The sequence below is a fragment of the Rhizobium sp. FKY42 genome, assembly GCF_005222835.1.
Lineage (GTDB): Bacteria > Pseudomonadota > Alphaproteobacteria > Rhizobiales > Rhizobiaceae > Neorhizobium.
On record NZ_STGA01000070.1, the window covers coordinates 1,661 to 18,588 of the forward strand.

Annotated in this window: 12 protein-coding genes and 6 pseudogenes; 7 read left to right on the forward strand and 11 right to left on the reverse strand. The window is 55.4% G+C overall.

Features of this window, described 5'->3' with window-relative positions; translation table 11 throughout:
• The 4 genes and pseudogenes from E8M78_RS23665 to E8M78_RS21385 all read right to left on the reverse strand — a co-directional run.
• Nucleotides 1-1,830, reverse strand: a pseudogene (locus tag E8M78_RS23665) (hypothetical protein); the annotation flags it as partial.
• A gap of 401 nt (nucleotides 1,831-2,231) precedes the next feature.
• Nucleotides 2,232-2,513 (reverse strand): annotated as a pseudogene (locus E8M78_RS21375) (IS3 family transposase); the annotation flags it as partial.
• Between the two features lie 16 nt (nucleotides 2,514-2,529).
• Nucleotides 2,530-3,606, reverse strand: coding sequence for an IS110 family transposase (locus E8M78_RS21380; RefSeq protein ID WP_137136972.1), 1,077 nt, complete (start codon nucleotides 3,604-3,606; stop codon nucleotides 2,530-2,532).
• Nucleotides 3,607-3,892: 286 nt separating this feature from the next.
• A pseudogene (locus tag E8M78_RS21385) lies at nucleotides 3,893-4,477 on the reverse strand (IS3 family transposase); the annotation flags it as partial.
• Between the two features lie 75 nt (nucleotides 4,478-4,552).
• On the opposite strand from E8M78_RS21385, the gene E8M78_RS21390 reads away from it, so the two are divergent.
• The gene (locus tag E8M78_RS21390) at nucleotides 4,553-5,581 is read left to right on the forward strand and encodes an IS110 family transposase (RefSeq protein WP_137136973.1); all 1,029 of its coding nucleotides are present in this window, start codon (nucleotides 4,553-4,555) and stop codon (nucleotides 5,579-5,581) included.
• A 283-nt stretch (nucleotides 5,582-5,864) separates the two neighbouring features.
• Here E8M78_RS21390 and E8M78_RS21395 read toward each other — a convergent pair whose 3' ends face one another.
• Both E8M78_RS21395 and E8M78_RS23980 read right to left on the reverse strand, forming a co-directional pair.
• Nucleotides 5,865-7,226, reverse strand: a complete 1,362-nt coding sequence (locus E8M78_RS21395; protein WP_137136974.1) for an IS110 family transposase — start codon at nucleotides 7,224-7,226, stop codon at nucleotides 5,865-5,867.
• A 230-nt stretch (nucleotides 7,227-7,456) separates the two neighbouring features.
• A pseudogene (locus E8M78_RS23980) lies at nucleotides 7,457-7,693 on the reverse strand (transposase); the annotation flags it as partial.
• 57 nt (nucleotides 7,694-7,750) lie between these two features.
• On the opposite strand from E8M78_RS23980, the pseudogene E8M78_RS21405 reads away from it, so the two are divergent.
• Nucleotides 7,751-8,107 (forward strand): annotated as a pseudogene (locus E8M78_RS21405) (Tn3 family transposase); the annotation flags it as partial.
• A 23-nt stretch (nucleotides 8,108-8,130) separates the two neighbouring features.
• Here E8M78_RS21405 and E8M78_RS21410 read toward each other — a convergent pair.
• A pseudogene (locus tag E8M78_RS21410) lies at nucleotides 8,131-8,823 on the reverse strand (Y-family DNA polymerase); the annotation flags it as partial.
• The gene (locus tag E8M78_RS21415) at nucleotides 8,820-9,197 is read right to left on the reverse strand and encodes a S24 family peptidase (RefSeq protein WP_137136976.1); all 378 of its coding nucleotides are present in this window, start codon (nucleotides 9,195-9,197) and stop codon (nucleotides 8,820-8,822) included. The pseudogene E8M78_RS21410 and the gene E8M78_RS21415, both read right to left, overlap by 4 nt.
• A gap of 1,720 nt (nucleotides 9,198-10,917) precedes the next feature.
• Here E8M78_RS21415 and E8M78_RS21425 point away from each other — a divergent pair.
• The 3 genes from E8M78_RS21425 to E8M78_RS21435 are packed head-to-tail and all read left to right on the forward strand — an operon-like array spanning nucleotide 10,918 to nucleotide 12,635.
• Nucleotides 10,918-11,373 (forward strand): DUF3846 domain-containing protein, encoded by a 456-nt coding sequence (locus tag E8M78_RS21425; RefSeq protein WP_137136978.1) that lies wholly within the window; start codon nucleotides 10,918-10,920, stop codon nucleotides 11,371-11,373.
• On the forward strand, nucleotides 11,370-12,368 hold the full coding sequence (locus tag E8M78_RS21430; protein ID WP_246658427.1) for a hypothetical protein: 999 nt from the start codon (nucleotides 11,370-11,372) through the stop codon (nucleotides 12,366-12,368). The genes E8M78_RS21425 and E8M78_RS21430 overlap by 4 nt, the downstream gene beginning before the upstream one ends.
• Nucleotides 12,369-12,392: 24 nt before the next feature.
• Nucleotides 12,393-12,635, forward strand: coding sequence for a hypothetical protein (locus E8M78_RS21435; RefSeq protein ID WP_137136979.1), 243 nt, complete (start codon nucleotides 12,393-12,395; stop codon nucleotides 12,633-12,635).
• A gap of 718 nt (nucleotides 12,636-13,353) precedes the next feature.
• Here the strand turns inward: E8M78_RS21435 and E8M78_RS21440 are convergent.
• From E8M78_RS21440 to E8M78_RS21450, 3 genes are read right to left on the reverse strand one after another with little or no spacing between them, the layout of a single operon-like run.
• Nucleotides 13,354-13,539 (reverse strand): hypothetical protein, encoded by a 186-nt coding sequence (locus E8M78_RS21440; protein WP_137136980.1) that lies wholly within the window; start codon nucleotides 13,537-13,539, stop codon nucleotides 13,354-13,356.
• A gap of 26 nt (nucleotides 13,540-13,565) precedes the next feature.
• Complete coding sequence (locus E8M78_RS21445; protein ID WP_246658428.1) at nucleotides 13,566-14,432, reverse strand: EamA family transporter; 867 nt, start codon at nucleotides 14,430-14,432, stop codon at nucleotides 13,566-13,568.
• Between the two features lie 22 nt (nucleotides 14,433-14,454).
• The gene (locus E8M78_RS21450) at nucleotides 14,455-14,964 is read right to left on the reverse strand and encodes a cupin domain-containing protein (RefSeq protein ID WP_137136982.1); all 510 of its coding nucleotides are present in this window, start codon (nucleotides 14,962-14,964) and stop codon (nucleotides 14,455-14,457) included.
• A 131-nt stretch (nucleotides 14,965-15,095) separates the two neighbouring features.
• On the opposite strand from E8M78_RS21450, the gene E8M78_RS21455 reads away from it, so the two are divergent.
• Both E8M78_RS21455 and E8M78_RS21460 read left to right on the forward strand, forming a co-directional pair.
• A complete protein-coding gene (locus E8M78_RS21455) occupies nucleotides 15,096-15,983 on the forward strand; it encodes a LysR substrate-binding domain-containing protein (RefSeq protein WP_137136983.1) in 888 nt (295 codons plus the stop codon).
• Nucleotides 15,977-16,219, forward strand: a complete 243-nt coding sequence (locus E8M78_RS21460) for a hypothetical protein (protein ID WP_137136984.1) — start codon at nucleotides 15,977-15,979, stop codon at nucleotides 16,217-16,219. The genes E8M78_RS21455 and E8M78_RS21460 overlap by 7 nt, the downstream gene beginning before the upstream one ends.
• Nucleotides 16,220-16,928 lie beyond the last annotated feature (709 nt).

Genomic DNA, 16,928 nt, shown 5'->3' on the forward strand with positions numbered 1-16,928 from the left:
TACCTTGCTCAGGATGTACGTCTTAAACGTGGCGGTATCGTTCTTGAAATACTCGTACTTCAAACCCAAAAGCCCAGTGATGGCTTTCGCATAGTAGTCCAGTTTCTGGCTGAAGTTCGACGGTGCGAGATCGATGATCCAGCCGACGACATCATCTGGATCGTTAGTGAGACGCTCGTTTTCTACGTCATAAGCGAGAAGAGTTAGAGGTAGAAGCGGGCTCGCAAGCACGATCTCGGGATCCGCATCTAGTTTCAGTGCAGATAGTGCTGACTGCGACAGAAAGCGGGTCAGCAAGACGTCAACGACCGTATCGAAAGACGCCTTAATGACTTCGGCGTAGCGTGAACCTAGGGTCCCATCAGCATTTCCGACAAAGTCGGATCCGAAGTATTTTTCGAGGAACGCGACGACCTTGCCGTCTATATAATTGCCGCGGCCATTTGCGGGAACATCGTTCACCCCGGCCCATGACAGAAGCAGTGTCTCGAACTGTGTTCGAACCTGCTCGGCAGGTAGCGTCAATACGTCGAGAACGTACAACTCGACTAATCCGCGCAGACTTTCATCAAGCGTCATCGAATAGGCAAGGTCTGGCAGGAAACCATATCCCTTTAGGTTCGGCAGAACGGCTGCTGCTTCCGAAACCTCAAAGCCGTCCGGCATGTCCCAAACGGAGATAGCGGGATTGGTGTTGAACAGCACGGCCTCAGCGACACCAGTGGTCCCGTTCGTTCGTGTAAACAAACCTTCGAAGGCAATTTGGTTACCTGCCGTTACCCTAGTTGATGATACGGCATCACCGTCAATGGATGCGATATTGTACTCAGCGAGTGAGTACATTTCTCCCTGATCAAATGCGCCGTTCCCATTAAGGTCGCGCCAGAGCTTCAGATTGTCGAAATGCTCGTCGCTTGCATCGACCTTTCCGTTGCCGTTTGTGTCGAAAGCGCGCAGTGCGGCGAAGCCGTCTTCTGTCGGACTGCCGAAGATTTCAGAGATGCCATCAACGACACCGTTTCCGTTGTCGTCATGCACGAGGAATGCATCGTCGGAACTCAGCCAACCCGTCTTCTCGGAGAAGCTATCACTCTCGTAGTCGAAATGCGCGCTTGAATCATTAAGCGAAATGAGTTCCACCCCGTCTCCGTCGAGATCCAACACAAGTGGATCCCGAGGGGGCGACGGTGGCGACGGCGGCCAGCCTGGCTTAGGATCGCCAGGATCACCGGGATCACCGGGATCGCCAGGATCACCGGGATCACCGGGATCGCCAGGATCACCGGGATCACCGGGATCGCCAGGATCGCCGGGATCGCCGGGATCACCGGGATCGCCAGGATCGCCGGGATCACCGGGATCGCCAGGATCACCGGGATCGCCAGGATCAGCAGGCTCTGGATTTTCGGGTATCTGCGCGCTGGGAAGATCGCCAAAATCGTCTGCAAGGGGTACATCTTCGCCATACTCCTGGCGGTACCAATCCTTAAAGTCCTGCAGCGAACCAAACTCAGACCATACCCCGCCCTCAGCAAAATCGGATATTCCCAAACCGACATTGAAAAACGTGTGACCGCTTACAAAATCGTACAGAACCGAACCCGTCACGCCCGGCATTCCTGAGGGTGTTGCTACACCGATGGCTGCCATGCCGCTGAAGCCTTCGGATAGAGTATAGGAAATTCCACCCGCTCCACCCGCCCCAGCGCCTACTTGGCTATACAAACCTATTGTGGGATTTCCATTCGCGTTGATTCCCCCTGATGCACCGAAAATGAAAAAGAATTGTCCATATACGCCGCCGCCAATTGGTCCTGGATTATCCGTCATTGATTTTCGCCATAAAGATGTTATAATCTGCCCTCAGATTTCCATAGGTTGTTCATTTGGTCAATGAGTGGTAGGAGAAATGGATAACCTAAGCGTCCTTGCAATCGCTGAGTTTTCGGCCTTTCTATTTGTTATTCTCTTTATAGCCTCTGTGTTCTACATGGTTATACGCATCACTCCGTTAGAAAAAAACACTAACATTAAGATAAGCTATAGCAATATAATAGAAAACAGGCGTGTAGTGTTATTCTGTATGTTAATGTGGGTTATGTCAGCATTATCATTCGCGCTCATTTATGTTTTACAGGAGACCTAATTTTGACGGCTTTGTTGCAAATATTCCGGATGGCTCGAAGGGGCTTTTTGGACTTGTCACGGAATTGTGCCGGTCACCTATCTCACTATGCCACCTTTGCTTGGAAAGCGAGGGGGCTGATGCCGCCCAGATATGAATGGCGCCTACGTGGGTTGTAGAAGCCGTTGATGTACTGGAAGATGGCGGCCTCTGCCTTTCGTCTGGTTGGCCAGGTCTGACGCCAGAGCACTTCTGCCTTCAGGCTTTTGAAGAAGGTCTCGACCGCAGCATTATCATAGCAATTGCCCTTGCCTGACATTATTGATGGCCGTACGCCGTGGACCTGCAGCTTTTTCTGGAAGTCGTAGGAACAATATTGGCTGCCGCGGACGCCCTTCTAAGAGTCAAGCCGCAATTTGGCTTTGGTTGATTTCCCTGTGCCGCCGCATGATGGTTGCGAAGACTTCGCGGGCGATGTAGCGTTTGAGGCAGCGAATTGCCTCAAGCTTCGAGTTTCCGGCTGCGATGCGTCGTGCGACGTAATCCTGTGTGCGTGCATCCAGTCGAAGCCTCCCGATAGCGATGATGTGGATGGCACTGTTTGCCGCGCGATCCCCACCCCTGTTCAACCTGTGCCGGACCGTTTTCCCGGATGAAGCGGGGACGGGGCTGACGCCGCACAATGCGGCGAAGCTTGCTTCGGACTTCAAGCGGTCGAAGTTATCGCCCGCCGTGAGCAGCAACTGTGCCGCACTGTTCACGCCGATTGCGGTTTGAGCAAGGAGTTCGGGAGCGAGATCCTTGACGATGGCCTCAATCATATCGTCCAGGTCGGCGATCTCGTCATGTAGTTCGAGATAACGTCGCGCCAGAGACTTGAGAGAGATGCGGTAGGCTTCTTCGACCTGGCGATACGCAGTGAGGTCAGGTCTGCTGGCTGCAAGCGTACGGATCAGTTGCATCCGCGTTATGCTGCGTAGCGGATCGCGGATTTTGTCTGGTGCGCAGACGATGGTCGCCTGGATCATTTGCAGGGCAATGCGGCGCGCTTGAATAGCAGTTTTGTGGCAACCCCTTAGAACACGTAGACTTTCCACCATGCCATCCCTACTGCGTGGCGTTACGGTGTACCGTCTCGCAAAGGCTGCGTGGGCCGCACTTTCTGCGTCGAAGTAGTCATTCTTGCCGCGCCGGCGACGGTCCAGTTTGTCAGGTGCGGTGACTTCCAGAACCTCGACACCTGCGGTTTGCATGTAGCGCAGCAACCCCGCGCCATAGCTGCCAGAGCATTCAATCCCGACCCGCTGAAGATCCCCGAAGGATCGCATCCAAGCCAGCATCAAGCGATAGCCGTGTCGGGTTGTCGGAAAGCTCTCGGTACCGAGAACGCGGTCGCGATGATCAACGACTGCCGCGACATGCAAGTCCTTATGTGTATCGACGCCACCAATGACGAAAGTTTCTGCTCGGTGTTCAGGCATCTGATTATCCTCTCCTGCGTCTTGAGAATTATTGCCCGGAAGATGCAGGGACAGGACAGTCATGGGACCGGATGGTCATGCCCTTCTAGGGTCACAGCAGCACCTTCGAGGCAAGGCCTCACCGCAGGACGTTCCCGGATGATCGACAGGTCCGCGGAAAGACACATATTTAGGTCGATCGGAATGAGGGTCAGATCATACCGGGAAGCCATGCGGCACCAGCCCAAAGAATGGTCAAACGGTGTTTGAGTCAAACCAACCGAGAACTGGTATCAATCATATGACTATCGGAATGGAAAATGCATCCCTTGGGTGGCTGACGCAGGTTTATGGCCATTTCCAAGGCTCGGATCGCCAGATCCTTCTTCATCCGGTCGCTAACAGCCCAACCAACCACGCGCCGACTGAACAGATCGATGACGACCGCAAGGTAGAGCCAGCCCTCAGTGGTCCAGATATAGCTGATGTCGCCTGCCCATTTCTGGTTAGGCGCAGCAGCCAGAAAATCCCCGTCCAGCAGATTGGGAGCAACGCCAAGGTGGTGCTGGCTATCGGTGGTGACCTTGTGGCGGCGGGTGCGAATGGGCCGTATCCCATTGATCTTCATCAGCCGACCTACACGACGCTCGCCCACATTGAGACCCACCTCTTTGAGCTCCATGGTCATCCGAGGCCTGCCATAGGTGCCACCGCTCAAGGTATATTGCTCGCGGATGTGAGCCAGCAGCTTCAGATCTGTGCGAGCACGCTGGCAGGTGGGGCGCGACGCCCAGGCCCGATAGCCGCGCGTGGACACCTGCAAGACGCGGCATAGTCCTTCGACAGGCCAGCGATCGCGGTGCTGATGAACGAAGGCAAATCTCACGATTTTTGATGATGTGGACACCCCCACCACTACCGCCGAGAATATCGGCAGGGACCAATCAAATGTTGGAAAGGAAACGGGATGTCCAGGCTGACAATCGGAATCGACCTTGCAAAGAATGTCTTCCAGGTTCACGGCATTGATGACAGCAATCGTGTCGTGATCGCTCAGAAACTCCGTCGCGGGCACCTTCTTGCATTCTTTGCCAAGCTGGAGCCGAGTCTGATCGGCATGGAGGCGTGTGGCTCCGCACATCACTGGGCGCGCGAACTGACCGGCATGGGCCATGAGGTCAAGCTGATGGCACCGGCTTATGTGAAGCCGTATGTGAAGCGGGGGAAGAACGACATGGTGGATGCCGAGGCGATCTGCGAGGCTGTAACCCGGCCGACGATGCGGTTCGTTCCCATCAAGTCAGCGTCGCAGCAGTCAATCCTGATGGTGCACAAGTCGCGTGCTCTCCTCATCCGGCAGAGGACCATGCTGGTGAACGCCTTACGAGGCCATCTCACCGAGATCGGCATCGTGGCGCCGGTCGGGATCGAAAGAACGGCAGAGCTCGTCGGGCGGGTGCTCGCACACGATCCGACCGAGCTGGACGTTCCGCCGCTCGTGACTGACATCGTCGTATCCTTGGCCAGGCAAATCGACTCCCTGACCGCCGAGGTCAGGACACTTGAGGCCAAGATCCGCGAATGGCAAAGAACGAGCGAAGCAAGCCGCAGGCTTGCGACGATCCCCGGCGTCGGCGTGATCACCGCCACTGCGTTGGCCGCGACAGTACCTGATGCGTCAGTCTTCAGGTCGGGGCGAGAATTTGCCGCATGGCTCGGGCTGACGCCCCGATCCAATTCGTCCGGAGGAAAGGAACGGCTCGGCAGGATCACCAAGGCCGGGAACCGATATCTGCGAACGCTGCTGATCGTCGGCGCGACAGCCGTCCTCCGGCATGTCAGGCATAAGATGCACGGGCCGCTCATCGAGTGGGTCAGGAAATTGTTGCTGACGAAGTCGGCGCGCCTGACGAGCGTGGCGCTGGCGAACAAGATGGCGCGAATAGCATGGGCCGTGATGACGCGGCAGACGGCATACACAAACGCCATCGCATAGAAACCGACGCAACAGCGTCACCGAGTTCGGAGGGCCTGCCAGACGATCGTGATGAATACCGGTTCCGCCGGGGATCAGGACAACCCGTTCGCGAGTCTGCATCGACAGAATGCGCTTTTTTGATTGGGACCATGATCCGCGGACATTCATCAAGGCCCGCGGCCGTTCGGCCGATTATCGGAGGCCGGACATATGCGAGCAGCCAACCGGGTTCAAAAAGATCAGAAGATAGGCTTGACCGAGGGGTGTCCACATATGGCTCGCGAAGAACTGCGTAGCTTTCCTAAGAAACACAGTCTCCAGCCGTCATGGGTGCGAGCTCATAGCCCATGGACCGGGCGCGACGCTGGAGGTTCGCAATGACGCGACCGCGATGCCGTTCATCGTAGGCCGCAGCTCCTGGGTCCCGATAGACCATTCCAAATCGCAACGCATTGTAGAACAGGACTGCAATCTTCCGCGCCGTCGCGGTCACGGCCTTCTGCTTACCGATGCGCCCTGCCAACCGTCGGTAGAACGCACTGAGGGCAGTGTCACTTCGCCCAATCGTAGTGGCAGCCAACCGCAAGAGCGCTGCGGCGCGGCTAGAGGATCGACGGGTCCGGGACGAAAGCACTTTGCCGCCGGAGATCTTGTTGCCGGGGGCGAGACAAAGCCACGATGTGAAGTGCTTGGCAGAGGGCCATGCTCGCAGATCCGTTCCGCATTCGCCGATGAGCTTGAGCGCAAGCGAGGAGCCGAGGCCGTGAATCTGGGTCAAATCTGTCCGGGTGAGACCGTAGAGTGCAGCTCGCACATCGAAGGACGGTGCATTTGTCTGTTTGGTCTTCGTCCGGACCTTTGGTAGCGGTGGAAGCGGCGCTTCACGGTCCACGGTCATGGAAGCAATCGACACTTCAAGCTTGCGGTCGCATTCGAGCATCTTCGCCTGGTAGAAGTCGTAAAGCTCCAGTGACTGGGAAAGGGCAAACACGTGCTCATCACGATCGTTGCCGATCAGGGATGCTCTGATTGTCTCGACGGAGGAGTGACAACGAACATCACGCAACGATGCCAGAACGTCGGGATCGCGCTCGCCGGAGACGATCGCACGGATGATCTTCATGCCCGTCACGCCTGTGATGTCGGAGACAACATGGTGGAGCTGTAGGTTCATCTCCATCAGAGCCTTCTGCATGTGCTGGATGTGAGCCGCCGCATACTCGACCAGCCGTTCTCGCTGGCGTAGGTAAGCACGCAGCGTTGCGACCTGTGCGTTTGGCCGAAAGCTGCCGCGCAGCAAGCCATAGGAATGCAACTGGCGAAGCCATGCCGCGTCGCTGACGTCCGTCTTCCTGCCAGGGACGTTCTTCGCATAACGCGCATTGACCAGGATCACCTCGAAGCCGTGCTGCTCCAGAATCTCGTAAGCCGGTATCCAGTAGACGCCGGTCGACTCCATCGCCACGCTGGTGACACCGCAGGATCTGAACCAGGCGGCAAGATCATGCAAATCGTGGGTGAAGGTCCCAAATGAGCGGATTGGCATCTCGGCATAATCCGGATTGACCGCAGCCATATGCATCGTGGACCCGATGTCGATGGCTGCCGCTCCAGGGTTCATGCGGGTCAGGTTCTGCGGCATGGATGAACTTGTCTTTGGCATGGCTTCTCCTCCTTTGGATCGGGAGGGGCTGGGCCGAGCAAGTTCGTCATTTTCCTAACCGGGATCGCCGCCGAAACAGCGTCACCACTCTCAAGTCCGCAACAGCCCATGTGCCACGTTTTTTAACGGGATCGATCGCCTCCAATAAGCAGTCAGCAACTCCCCTCCGGCGGCCAGCGTAGCACAGCCTGTTTCTACCGCGCACAGGCGGACCAAAGCCCGTGATCGTTTTTTAGAATGTCCCTCTCCTCCTTGAGGATACGGTTTTCCAGGCGCAGCCGCTCATTTTCGCGGGCCAGATCGGCCTGCGGCTGCGCCACCAAATCTGCAGGGCGATGGTGAGAAATCCATTTGCCAAGCGTCGATTTGCCGACCCCCAAATCCGCAGCAACCCGCTCCCGTGACAACCCGCTGCTCAGTGCGATCCGAACCGCTTCTCGCTTAAAATCTTCACTATGCTTCATCATCTCGCTGATCTCCTGTTGCCAGCTTAAAACGCTCAGGTGACCGGCACAATTCCGTGACAAGTCCAGGCCGGTCTCAACAAGGGCGAAGCCGCGCACAAGCTCAAGCGCGCCGTCTTCTTCCACGAGCGCGGCGAAATCCGTGATCGCTCCTTTGACAGTCAGGCATTCCGTGCTTCCGGCCTCAACCTCGTGGTCAGCGCCATCGTCCATTGGAACACCGTCTATCTCAGCCGGGCAACGGCCCATCTGAGCCAACGGGGCCGATATATTCCCAACGAGCTGCTGAAACACGTCTCGCCGCTCAGTTGGGAGCACATCAATCTCACTGGCATCTATTCCTGGGACACGGAGCAGCAGATGCCAGAGGGCTTCAGGCCCTTGCGCCTTCCCGGAAAAACCCTGCGCGCTGCATGACGTTCACCGTCCGTTCGACCTTAGCGTGTCTGGGGGAGCAAATCTTGTTCCGACCCCACGCTCAGAAGGTTGCGGGCAAGCCGCGCATCAACGCGAGCCAGGTCGCCGGCTGTCTCAATGCCCAGACCGAATAGCTTTCGCTCTGATGCCGTACCGACGCCCCAAACCTCCCCCACCTCGACGCGATCGAGCCAGCTTTGCCGAACGGCTGCATCTGTCAGGTCGCAGACGCCGCCAAGCTCCGGGTTCTTCTTTGCAACGTGGTTTGCGAACTTCGCCAGTGTCTTGCTCGGGCCAATGCCGACACATGTCGGGATCCCGGTCCATTGCTGAACCGTGGACCGAAGATCGCGGCCGAAGGCGACGCGATCGACGGGCCTGATGTCGGTCATATCCAAAAAGCTTTCATCGATCGAATAGACCTCAACATCCGGAGACCATTGCCGGTAGATCGCATTCAGCCTGGCGCTCATGTCGCCATAAAGGGTGTAGTTGCTGGAGTAGACCGCCACATCATTGTCACGACAGAGATCGCGGATCTTGAAGTAGGGTTCGCCCATGCCAATGCCGAGCGCCTTGGCCTCCGCCGTTCTGGCAACGGCGCATCCGTCGTTGTTGGACAGAACGATCACCGGCCGCTTTGCGATGGCAGGGTCAAAGACGCGCTCGCAGGAGCAATAGAATGAGTTGCCGTCAATCAGTGCGAATGAGGTCATCCCTGCTTCCTCGGTCGCAGCCAATGTACGTTGCAAAGTGCGACACCCCAGATCTCGACTTCCGCGATCTCCGGAAGGTTGAACAGCGGCATATCTGAATTCTCAAACATCAGCCGCGGACGACCACCCGTCATGCGCAGCCGCTTCAACGACCGCTCGCCATGAACGGTCGCCACGACAATATCGCCATCGACCGGGCGCAGGCTGCGGTCGACCTTCCACAAGAACGTCGCTGGCGGGTTCCGGATCAGGAGCTTTGTGAGGTCAATCGATTCTTCGATGTAGTCATCTGCGGGTGACGGAAAGCCGGCGCATAACCCGTGGAGCATGAGAGGCACATAGACTTCTGCCTCGATTTTCAGGCCGGCGAGCATTCAATTAGATCCTTTCAAGACTGTCAGAGAAAGGAACGAATAGGGAACATATCGAACGAGAAAAATCAAGGTTGAAGATATAGTACGGTTCTGTCGGGGGAAGTCGGTCCCGGCTTCCGCTTCGCGTCGCTATGCTAAGCCTCCTGCGGCTTCCCTTTTTCCGTCAGAACCGTGTCGAGAATTCCCGCTTTCCCGCCCCTGAATGAGGGGCGGCGCTATGCTGAAAGCTCCGATACTCTTCATTGTCTATCTCGGATCTCGGCCAAGGCCGGTTGATCCGAGGGGGACGAGAAGGACGCCGCATAAGCGCCGACGTGTCGCCTTTGGCGGTCGGCGCGCGGCGAGAACAGAGTTCAGCCCAATGAGGGGCATGATGGCGCGGCTGTCGCCACGCCATCATGCCAGTATTCGGATCATTTGCTGGATGTGAAACCTGTATAACGAAGTCCAAACCCGAAATGTCTCGGTTCGGGTCATGACCTGTGTCAGAGTGTTTGGGGGATGCCTTAATTCGAGCATTGCCTGTGGGCACGACGGAGGCGCAATAAAAAGAAATTTAAAAAGAAAGACACGAAACCTAATAAAGCTGGACCGTGATCTGCGATAATCTCTAACTGAGAAGTTTATGATATCCGACCGTGAGAAATCATGACCGAATATGTTTTTCCGTCAGATCGTAGTTTGTTCAATGCCTACATGAATAAAGATGCTCAAGGAAAAAGCTAAACCGTTCCGTTCAGTTTCCGGTAATTTAGTTTTGTAATGCTATTTCCAGAATGCTTCGATACTCCGTTGTCGTGACAACTACACAAGCAATGGACAGGCATGCCGTATCGAAGGTGGTGCAGCCTGGATATCCATCTTCAAGGTGAATGGCAGACGTATCCTGCTCTTTGTCATAAATGCAGGTTAGGCCAGTCGTATTATGTGCAATCAGACAAGGTGCAGCTGTTTCGAACGGTTCCTATGAAGGTTCAGGTTACGAACTCAAGTAGGAGAGACTGGAGCTGGACCTGCTATTGAATGATTGAGTATGGCACGTTGAGCGGTGGCGAAATGGCGTGAGAAACTCAGGATGATCGATGCGCATCGCTCTGCGACCCCGCTCTATGGCTTTGGCACGGAGCCAGCAGAGCTATCTCCGCCCATTCGGGTGACGATCGGTTGCGCTACGGCTTCGCCTTTAGTCATCTGTGTGGAGATTAAAATTTGTACCGACAACATTTACAGCCGATCTCCATCACCCCATATTGGCCGCAGATCAGGTCGGGTCATGGCAAGTCTCTAGCCCTTTCTTGTCATTGACCGATGGAGGCCGCTCCGCCTCGTACCGGGGCGGCCTTTTTCTCCTGCCGCATCTCCGCAGCAATCAGAATTTATCGCAATTTAATCAGCTGTGTCGTGGAAAACAGAGACGCCGCAGGCGTCCTGTCCGCTTTGATGATGAGGGAAAGAGGAGCGCCGCCCCCTCTCCCTCACAAGGGGAAAAAACGGTCTCCCCGTCCTTCCTTCGCTTCTGGCTTTTAAGCCTTCGCTCTCGTGCAGGATCGCCGCTCACGCGACGCCCCTCCGGCTTTGCCTCGGGCGGGCGAACCCCCTCCGTTTTTGTCCCCTTGCCACCCTCTCCCCCGCTGCTCCGCGCGAGCTCGGGAACAGGAGCGGGGCTCCTGCCCACGAGGGGCATGAGAAGACCGCTTCGCGGGCAAAAAAGGGCTATTCAATGACCAGAACATCAACTCTTTATCTGCTGGACCCACACACCGAAACCATTCAGGAGGTCGAGGTCGCCGCATCCAGCGCATTCTCTCAGAGCTACCGGCTGATTGGCTGCAACCTTGTCGAGGTCGTGCCCTTCGACAGCAAACACGCCTTGATCATTGACGAGGAAGGTTTGCGGGACGGCTTGACCGCTTTCACCATTTTTGACGGCTATCCGCAGCCCTTGGCCGGAAAGATCGTTATCGGCGCTTTGGACGGTGCGCACCTTCAGACGCCACAGATCAGTATCGAGGATGCCGCAAAGCGCTTCGAGGTCTGCAAACCTGTCCTCGATCCGGTTTATGCCCAACACGATGAGCATACACCGAAGGGCGTGATCCTTATGGGCGTATTGATCGGGTTTCAGACGCGTATCGAACGGCACGCTCCGACCATCATCAAGGGCGGTGTTCAATGATCATCGCATTTGTCGAAGACCGCACCCTTTCTATCCTTGCAGGAACCTTTGCCGCGTCCATCGCGGCAAAGGACATCGAGTATAACTTCGATGCCCTCACCCATTTTCCAGAGCGGCGCACCCTGTCCGAACTGGAGGGGCTGGCAGAGCGCCTGAACGGCTTTGCCGCCTACATGGTGGAGCTGTGGGAGCAAGCAAAACTGCCCCTGCCGGACGCTGAACTAGAGGCCTTTGCCCGCCGTCATGTCGAGATTACCGCCAAGTATTGGGCCGCGGAAGGCCGTTGCATGAACTGGTTTATCACTGGCCCTGCCCGCTTTCCTGTGGCCCGCAACGAAAAGCGGATGCGGGTATCAGACGCCCGCCGTGCTGACATCGCGGCCCATATCGCGATTGCGAAAAAGGCAGTGAAGCGCAAGGCGTTTCCCCACGGGACCGGTGACGAGCCGATCCGAGCCAGTGATCCTGCCGCCATGCAGCGCATTGCCTCACGGATCGATGACCTGGCCCTGTCCATCGACCAGATGAAACGGGCGAATGTCATCATTCGCCTGATGGAGAAGGATCAGGCGAGCGAAGCCGACATTCTCGCCCGCGTAGTGGCAGAAACCGGCATGGACGAGGCGAGGGCATCGCGTGGCGTTACCCTTGCCCCGTGGCAGAACCGACGCGGCTTTTCCACCACCAACACCCGTGCCGAGTTGCGCCGTATGCAATCCCGCCTCGCTTCGCTTGCGGCGATGAAGAAGCGCGGCGACAGCGCCGAGGACGTCGAGACGGAGGCAGGAGCCGTCACGGTCAAGGAAAATACCGACATTGCCCGCATTCAGTTGTTCTTTCCCGGCAAGCCTGACGAGCAGACGCGGCGCACCCTGAAATCTCACGGCTTCCGCTGGTCCCCGTCACAAGGGGCGTGGCAGCGCAACTTGAACGAGGCCGGACGCTATGCGGCAGGTTGCGTCTTGAGATCGATCAGCGGCGGCTGCGCCGCTTGATTGCCTGAATCCAGAGGTCTCAAAATGAGGAGCATAACCAAACGACGCCGCATTGAGGTATTCGACACGCCCTCCGGACTGGGAAGGAGCCATACGGTTGAGGTTGTCGAGGACCACGGACACGGCAAAGTCAGAGTGCGCGTCTGGTACGGTCGCGCCACCGCGACGGGTTGGGAAGCTTGGAAGGACTGGGACGGCTACACATTCGACACAAGCCGGGATCAGCTTCGCAACAAGCGGATAATGTCGCTATACAAGGACAATTAGAGTTTCTGAGGGCGGAAGCAGCGTGCGCGGAGCCAGCCCGCGTTATCTGGGAGAATAGACTGCCCGGACCGAGGCGACGGGCCTCGCCCTCGAAAGGAGTTGAGGTGATGTGGTTCATTCCACTGGCCATCACTCTTAAAATGACGAAGACCCGGAAGAGCTGGTCACTCATGTTCCGGGTCCAAGTCATCTTTTAAGAGCAGGGACGGCGGGCGTAAGCTCGCCGTCCCAATCAATTGATATAAGGCCTGTTGATCTTTTTCTCAAGCATAAGGAAGACGTGCCAGTGAGCAGCTGAACAGTGACCGTAAAGACGAATGAAGATACCGAGAAAATGCGCTATGGTTCGGGAGAGCTGGCCCCATCGCCGTTTCGGCGGTTGCGAACCTTGCCGCATCGAGCGGGCTGCGCTTCGCCCGAAGGTAGCCCATGCCCTCCCCTTGGCTCCCCTCCATCCCACCTGTGGGTATTCCTGTCTTCACCCCCGCGCTTTTGGAGACAATGGATCGCCTGGCTAAGCGCAGATAATGAGACCTTAAGGCAGATTTATCGCAGCTATCAATAATTTAAACTTCTGAGTTGCGGCTGGTTGTATAAGATTACGATCGACGGTTAGCACTCAGATCCGTCGACTTTGGCTGGCTGTGGTCTGAACGAGGGGAATGCCCTCCCCTCGCGCTACCTCGTTCCTGTCCAATCGACCGGACTTCTGGCTTGCTCAGGTGGTTTCAGCGGTCGCAGAAAGAACTTTCGTTTGGGCATTCCTCTGGTCCGATAGCTCTTGTTGCGCCATCCGGATAAGATAGACCAGCAGTTCAAGATCCAGGCGCTCTGAAAAGAGGCATGCCGCCTTCAGATGCTCATCGATGATCTGCATTTCCCGGTCTCCTTGTTCTGTACGCATGGCTGGTTCCAAACCTGACAAAAAAATCAATTGGTTATTAAAAGTTGGCGGATCTTGGGGAGGACCAGATCCAGAGAAAGTGCGGTCAGGATTAGCATTGTTCCAATGACCTGGATAAGATTCGGGTACTGTTCCAAAAAGATTGCAGCAGACGCCAGCCCGAAAACAGGAACAAGCAGGGCGAAAGGGGCCACCTTCGCAACCGGATACCGATGCAGTTGCGCCCCCCATACGGCGTAGCAAAGCAATGTCGAGATTAAGGAGGTATAGAGGATAGCGCCTACACCCGCCATATCGAAGTGCAGTTCCGCGAAAGCCGGTCTTTCGACCATTGCCGACAAGAGCAGCAAAGGGACTGGTGGAATGAAGCTCATCCAGACCAGCACATTAAACATCTTTACGCCTCCGGCCTTGCGGATAGCGACATTTGCGACGGCCCAGCAAAGAGCGCCGCAAATGGTAAGGATTAGGCCGGTACCCGTTGAATTCGTGAAGCCTGGAAGCGCGATAATACAGAGTCCAAGGCTACCGAGACCCACTGTGGCCATGCTTTGTGAACTGAGCGCTTCGCCCAGCACGAATGAGGACAGTATCAGGGTAAAGAAGACCTGGCTTTGCATCACCACCGAGGCAATGCCGGGATTCAGGCCAAAATAAATGCCAAGATATAGAAAGCCAAACACTCCGATCCCGAGGGAGACCCCGATCACAAGAAGCCGCCCCCCTGATATCTTAGGTCTCGGGACGAAGAAGGCTGGCACTGCGCAAACGATAAATCGCATCGCAGTGAGAAGGAGAGGCGGAAACTGGAGCAGACTCCATTTTATGACCACGAAATTGAAGCCCCACGCAAAGGCCACGGAAACGAGGATCAGAATATCGCGTAGCCGCATGTTTGCCTCCCCTTTCGAAGCACTATTCTGCCGCGTCGCGTAATGTCGGCGCAGTTGTGCCGCCGCCGATGACGATTGTCTCTTTGGGGATTGCAGCGAAGACGGTTTCCGGAACGGAATACATCTTGGCAAGGGTCTCGTTTGGAACGCCGGAAAGCATCTCCGAGAGCTCGATCGTCTCAGGCAGTTCATGAGACAGGACGACAAGGAACGATAATGGTTCGTCGCCCAGGTTTTCGATCCAGTGCAGAAAACCTTGCGGAACGAACGAAATATCGCCTGGACGCAGTTCCAGATAGTGTTGTTCACCATCTGGTCCCACAATGCCAACGCGCCCAAATCCCTTCACGCAGAAATCGAGCTGATTGGCATTAGGATGCGTGTGAGGCTCGCGAATTCCGCCTGGAGCCAACTCAAGAGCCTGCACAGCAAGACCCTTTAGGACGGGAAAATTTGCAGCATTTGCCCGGTAGAAATCGCCTCCGGGAAAGCTCTTGAACACATTTTGCTTGAAAGGAAAGCTGTTAGACATCCGCCATAATCCCCTAATGCTCTAATATAAATTAATCTGATCTCAATTGATCAGGGTTTTCATGTGTAAGTTCAGGGGAAGTCGGATACAATTTCATTGATTTTAACGAATTAGTTCAACATCTCTGAATTATGCCAAAAAACTTGAGATCCATTGATCCACAGCTGCTGGAAACGCTGGTCATGATCGCCGAAGCTGGAAGCTTTGCGGCAGCGGCAGAGCGTGTCGGACGCACACCTTCAGCCGTCACCATGCAGATGCAACGTCTGGAGGATCTGCTCCAACTGACACTTTTCGAGCCGTCAGGAAGAACCAGGCGGCTAACAGATGCAGGCGACATTCTGGTCTCTCATGCGAAGGTCATGCTTCAGCTCAATGATGAATTTTGGGCAAGTATCTCGCAGAGGAGCAAGCCGAGGCTCATACGACTTGGCGCTCCAGACGATTACATGGACAAACTGCTGCCTCGGGTTATCGAGCGGTTCTCGCAAAGCCATCCAGATGTGTCGATAGACTTCACCTGCGAGCCGAGTGAAAGCCTAAAAGTTCTGGTCGAGAAGGGTAAGCTGGATCTGGCATTGGTTAGCCAACCACCTTCGGACGGGAACCAGGAAACCACGGTTCGCCGTGAACCTATTGTTTGGGTGGCAGCTCCTAACGCGCAGTTTTGCGAGAACGAGGCGCTGCCGCTCTCGGTGTTTCAGCCCGGATGCATTGCTCGTCGCCAAATTCTCGATGCCTGCGTAACCAACGGTCTGGACGTTCGCATCCACTATTCAAGTCCAAGTCTCGCCGGACTGCTATCCCCTGTACGGGCAGGCGTGGCGGTCACTGCTATCGCACGCTGCTCCGTACCAGAGGATCTCGTTATCTTTAATGGCCGGATAGATTTACCGCTTATTGACCCGATCGATCTTGCCGTTGTTGAGAGCCGGGCCGCAAGAAAAGCACCGCACATTCGCAATCTTATTCATGAATTGAAAGTCGGCCTCAGTCAGGAGGGTGCAGCACTATGTTAGACAAAACGATCGATCTCATAACGCCCTTTCGAGAAGCAGTTGAGCGAGCCATCTCGGATTATCAGGAGCGGATAAAAGCATTCTCATACCCTTCAGCTCAGAATGATGACATCATGGCACCGGCGGAAGCAATAACAATGCTCAAGGCATTTCGTCTTCTGCCGAGAGAACAACGACAGATTCTCACTGATATCATCCAGCAATTAAGCCCAAGAATGAGCGAAACAGCGTTCTGATTTTCAATGCAGCATCGGAGGCAATAGGCTCACAATAGCTCTGATAAGAGAAACGATCGCACCGAGAGCAGCTGTAGCGCAGAAAATGTAGATCCATATATCTTTCATCAAAGGTTCTCAGGAGCCATTCAAATAATATTCAAGCTGAATATTATTTATGCCTTATAACAATATGCCAGCTGCGGAACGGTTCTGTCGGGGGAAGTCGGTCCCGGCTTCCGCTTCGCGGCACTATGCTTAAGCTCCGATCCGCTTCATCGTCCATCTCGGATCTCAGCCAAGGCTGATTGATCCAACCAGGACGGCGTGAGCCGCTTGTATTGGTTTAGAAATGTTACACTGCGTATTTTGGGCCTGGATTGCGTGTTCGCATAGGACCTTATTCAAGGGCGTGGCAAATTTTGTACGAAGGTGATGACAGCAAGCCGTTGATGCCTATTCAGCTTCGAGAAGATAGTCATGAGATTAAGTCCATCGCGAACTGCCGCATCAGCATCATCGCAATGCGATGAAGAGCTACGACTGAAATTCGCAACGACGTTATCCACTTCAGAACTATCCCCGTTGTTCGAAATGCAAAATTTCACGCTGATCTTCTTAGAAATTTGTGCCATATTTTTGAATGCTACCTATTCTATAAATTAGTTCGCCCTGAAAAATCGCAAAACTCTTTTGTTTTCAGGGATTCCCAAGGAGATTGAAGTATAGG

Coding starts and splice junctions, on each gene's coding strand:
- E8M78_RS21380 (WP_137136972.1), bottom strand. CDS start 3,606: ATGCCTGAACACCGAGCAGAAACTTTCGTCATTGGTGGCGTCGATACA.
- E8M78_RS21390 (WP_137136973.1), top strand. CDS start 4,553: ATGTCCAGGCTGACAATCGGAATCGACCTTGCAAAGAATGTCTTCCAG.
- E8M78_RS21395 (WP_137136974.1), bottom strand. CDS start 7,226: ATGCCAAAGACAAGTTCATCCATGCCGCAGAACCTGACCCGCATGAAC.
- E8M78_RS21415 (WP_137136976.1), bottom strand. CDS start 9,197: ATGCTCGCCGGCCTGAAAATCGAGGCAGAAGTCTATGTGCCTCTCATG.
- E8M78_RS21425 (WP_137136978.1), top strand. CDS start 10,918: ATGACCAGAACATCAACTCTTTATCTGCTGGACCCACACACCGAAACC.
- E8M78_RS21430 (WP_246658427.1), top strand. CDS start 11,370: ATGATCATCGCATTTGTCGAAGACCGCACCCTTTCTATCCTTGCAGGA.
- E8M78_RS21435 (WP_137136979.1), top strand. CDS start 12,393: ATGAGGAGCATAACCAAACGACGCCGCATTGAGGTATTCGACACGCCC.
- E8M78_RS21440 (WP_137136980.1), bottom strand. CDS start 13,539: ATGCGTACAGAACAAGGAGACCGGGAAATGCAGATCATCGATGAGCAT.
- E8M78_RS21445 (WP_246658428.1), bottom strand. CDS start 14,432: ATGCGGCTACGCGATATTCTGATCCTCGTTTCCGTGGCCTTTGCGTGG.
- E8M78_RS21450 (WP_137136982.1), bottom strand. CDS start 14,964: ATGTCTAACAGCTTTCCTTTCAAGCAAAATGTGTTCAAGAGCTTTCCC.
- E8M78_RS21455 (WP_137136983.1), top strand. CDS start 15,096: ATGCCAAAAAACTTGAGATCCATTGATCCACAGCTGCTGGAAACGCTG.
- E8M78_RS21460 (WP_137136984.1), top strand. CDS start 15,977: ATGTTAGACAAAACGATCGATCTCATAACGCCCTTTCGAGAAGCAGTT.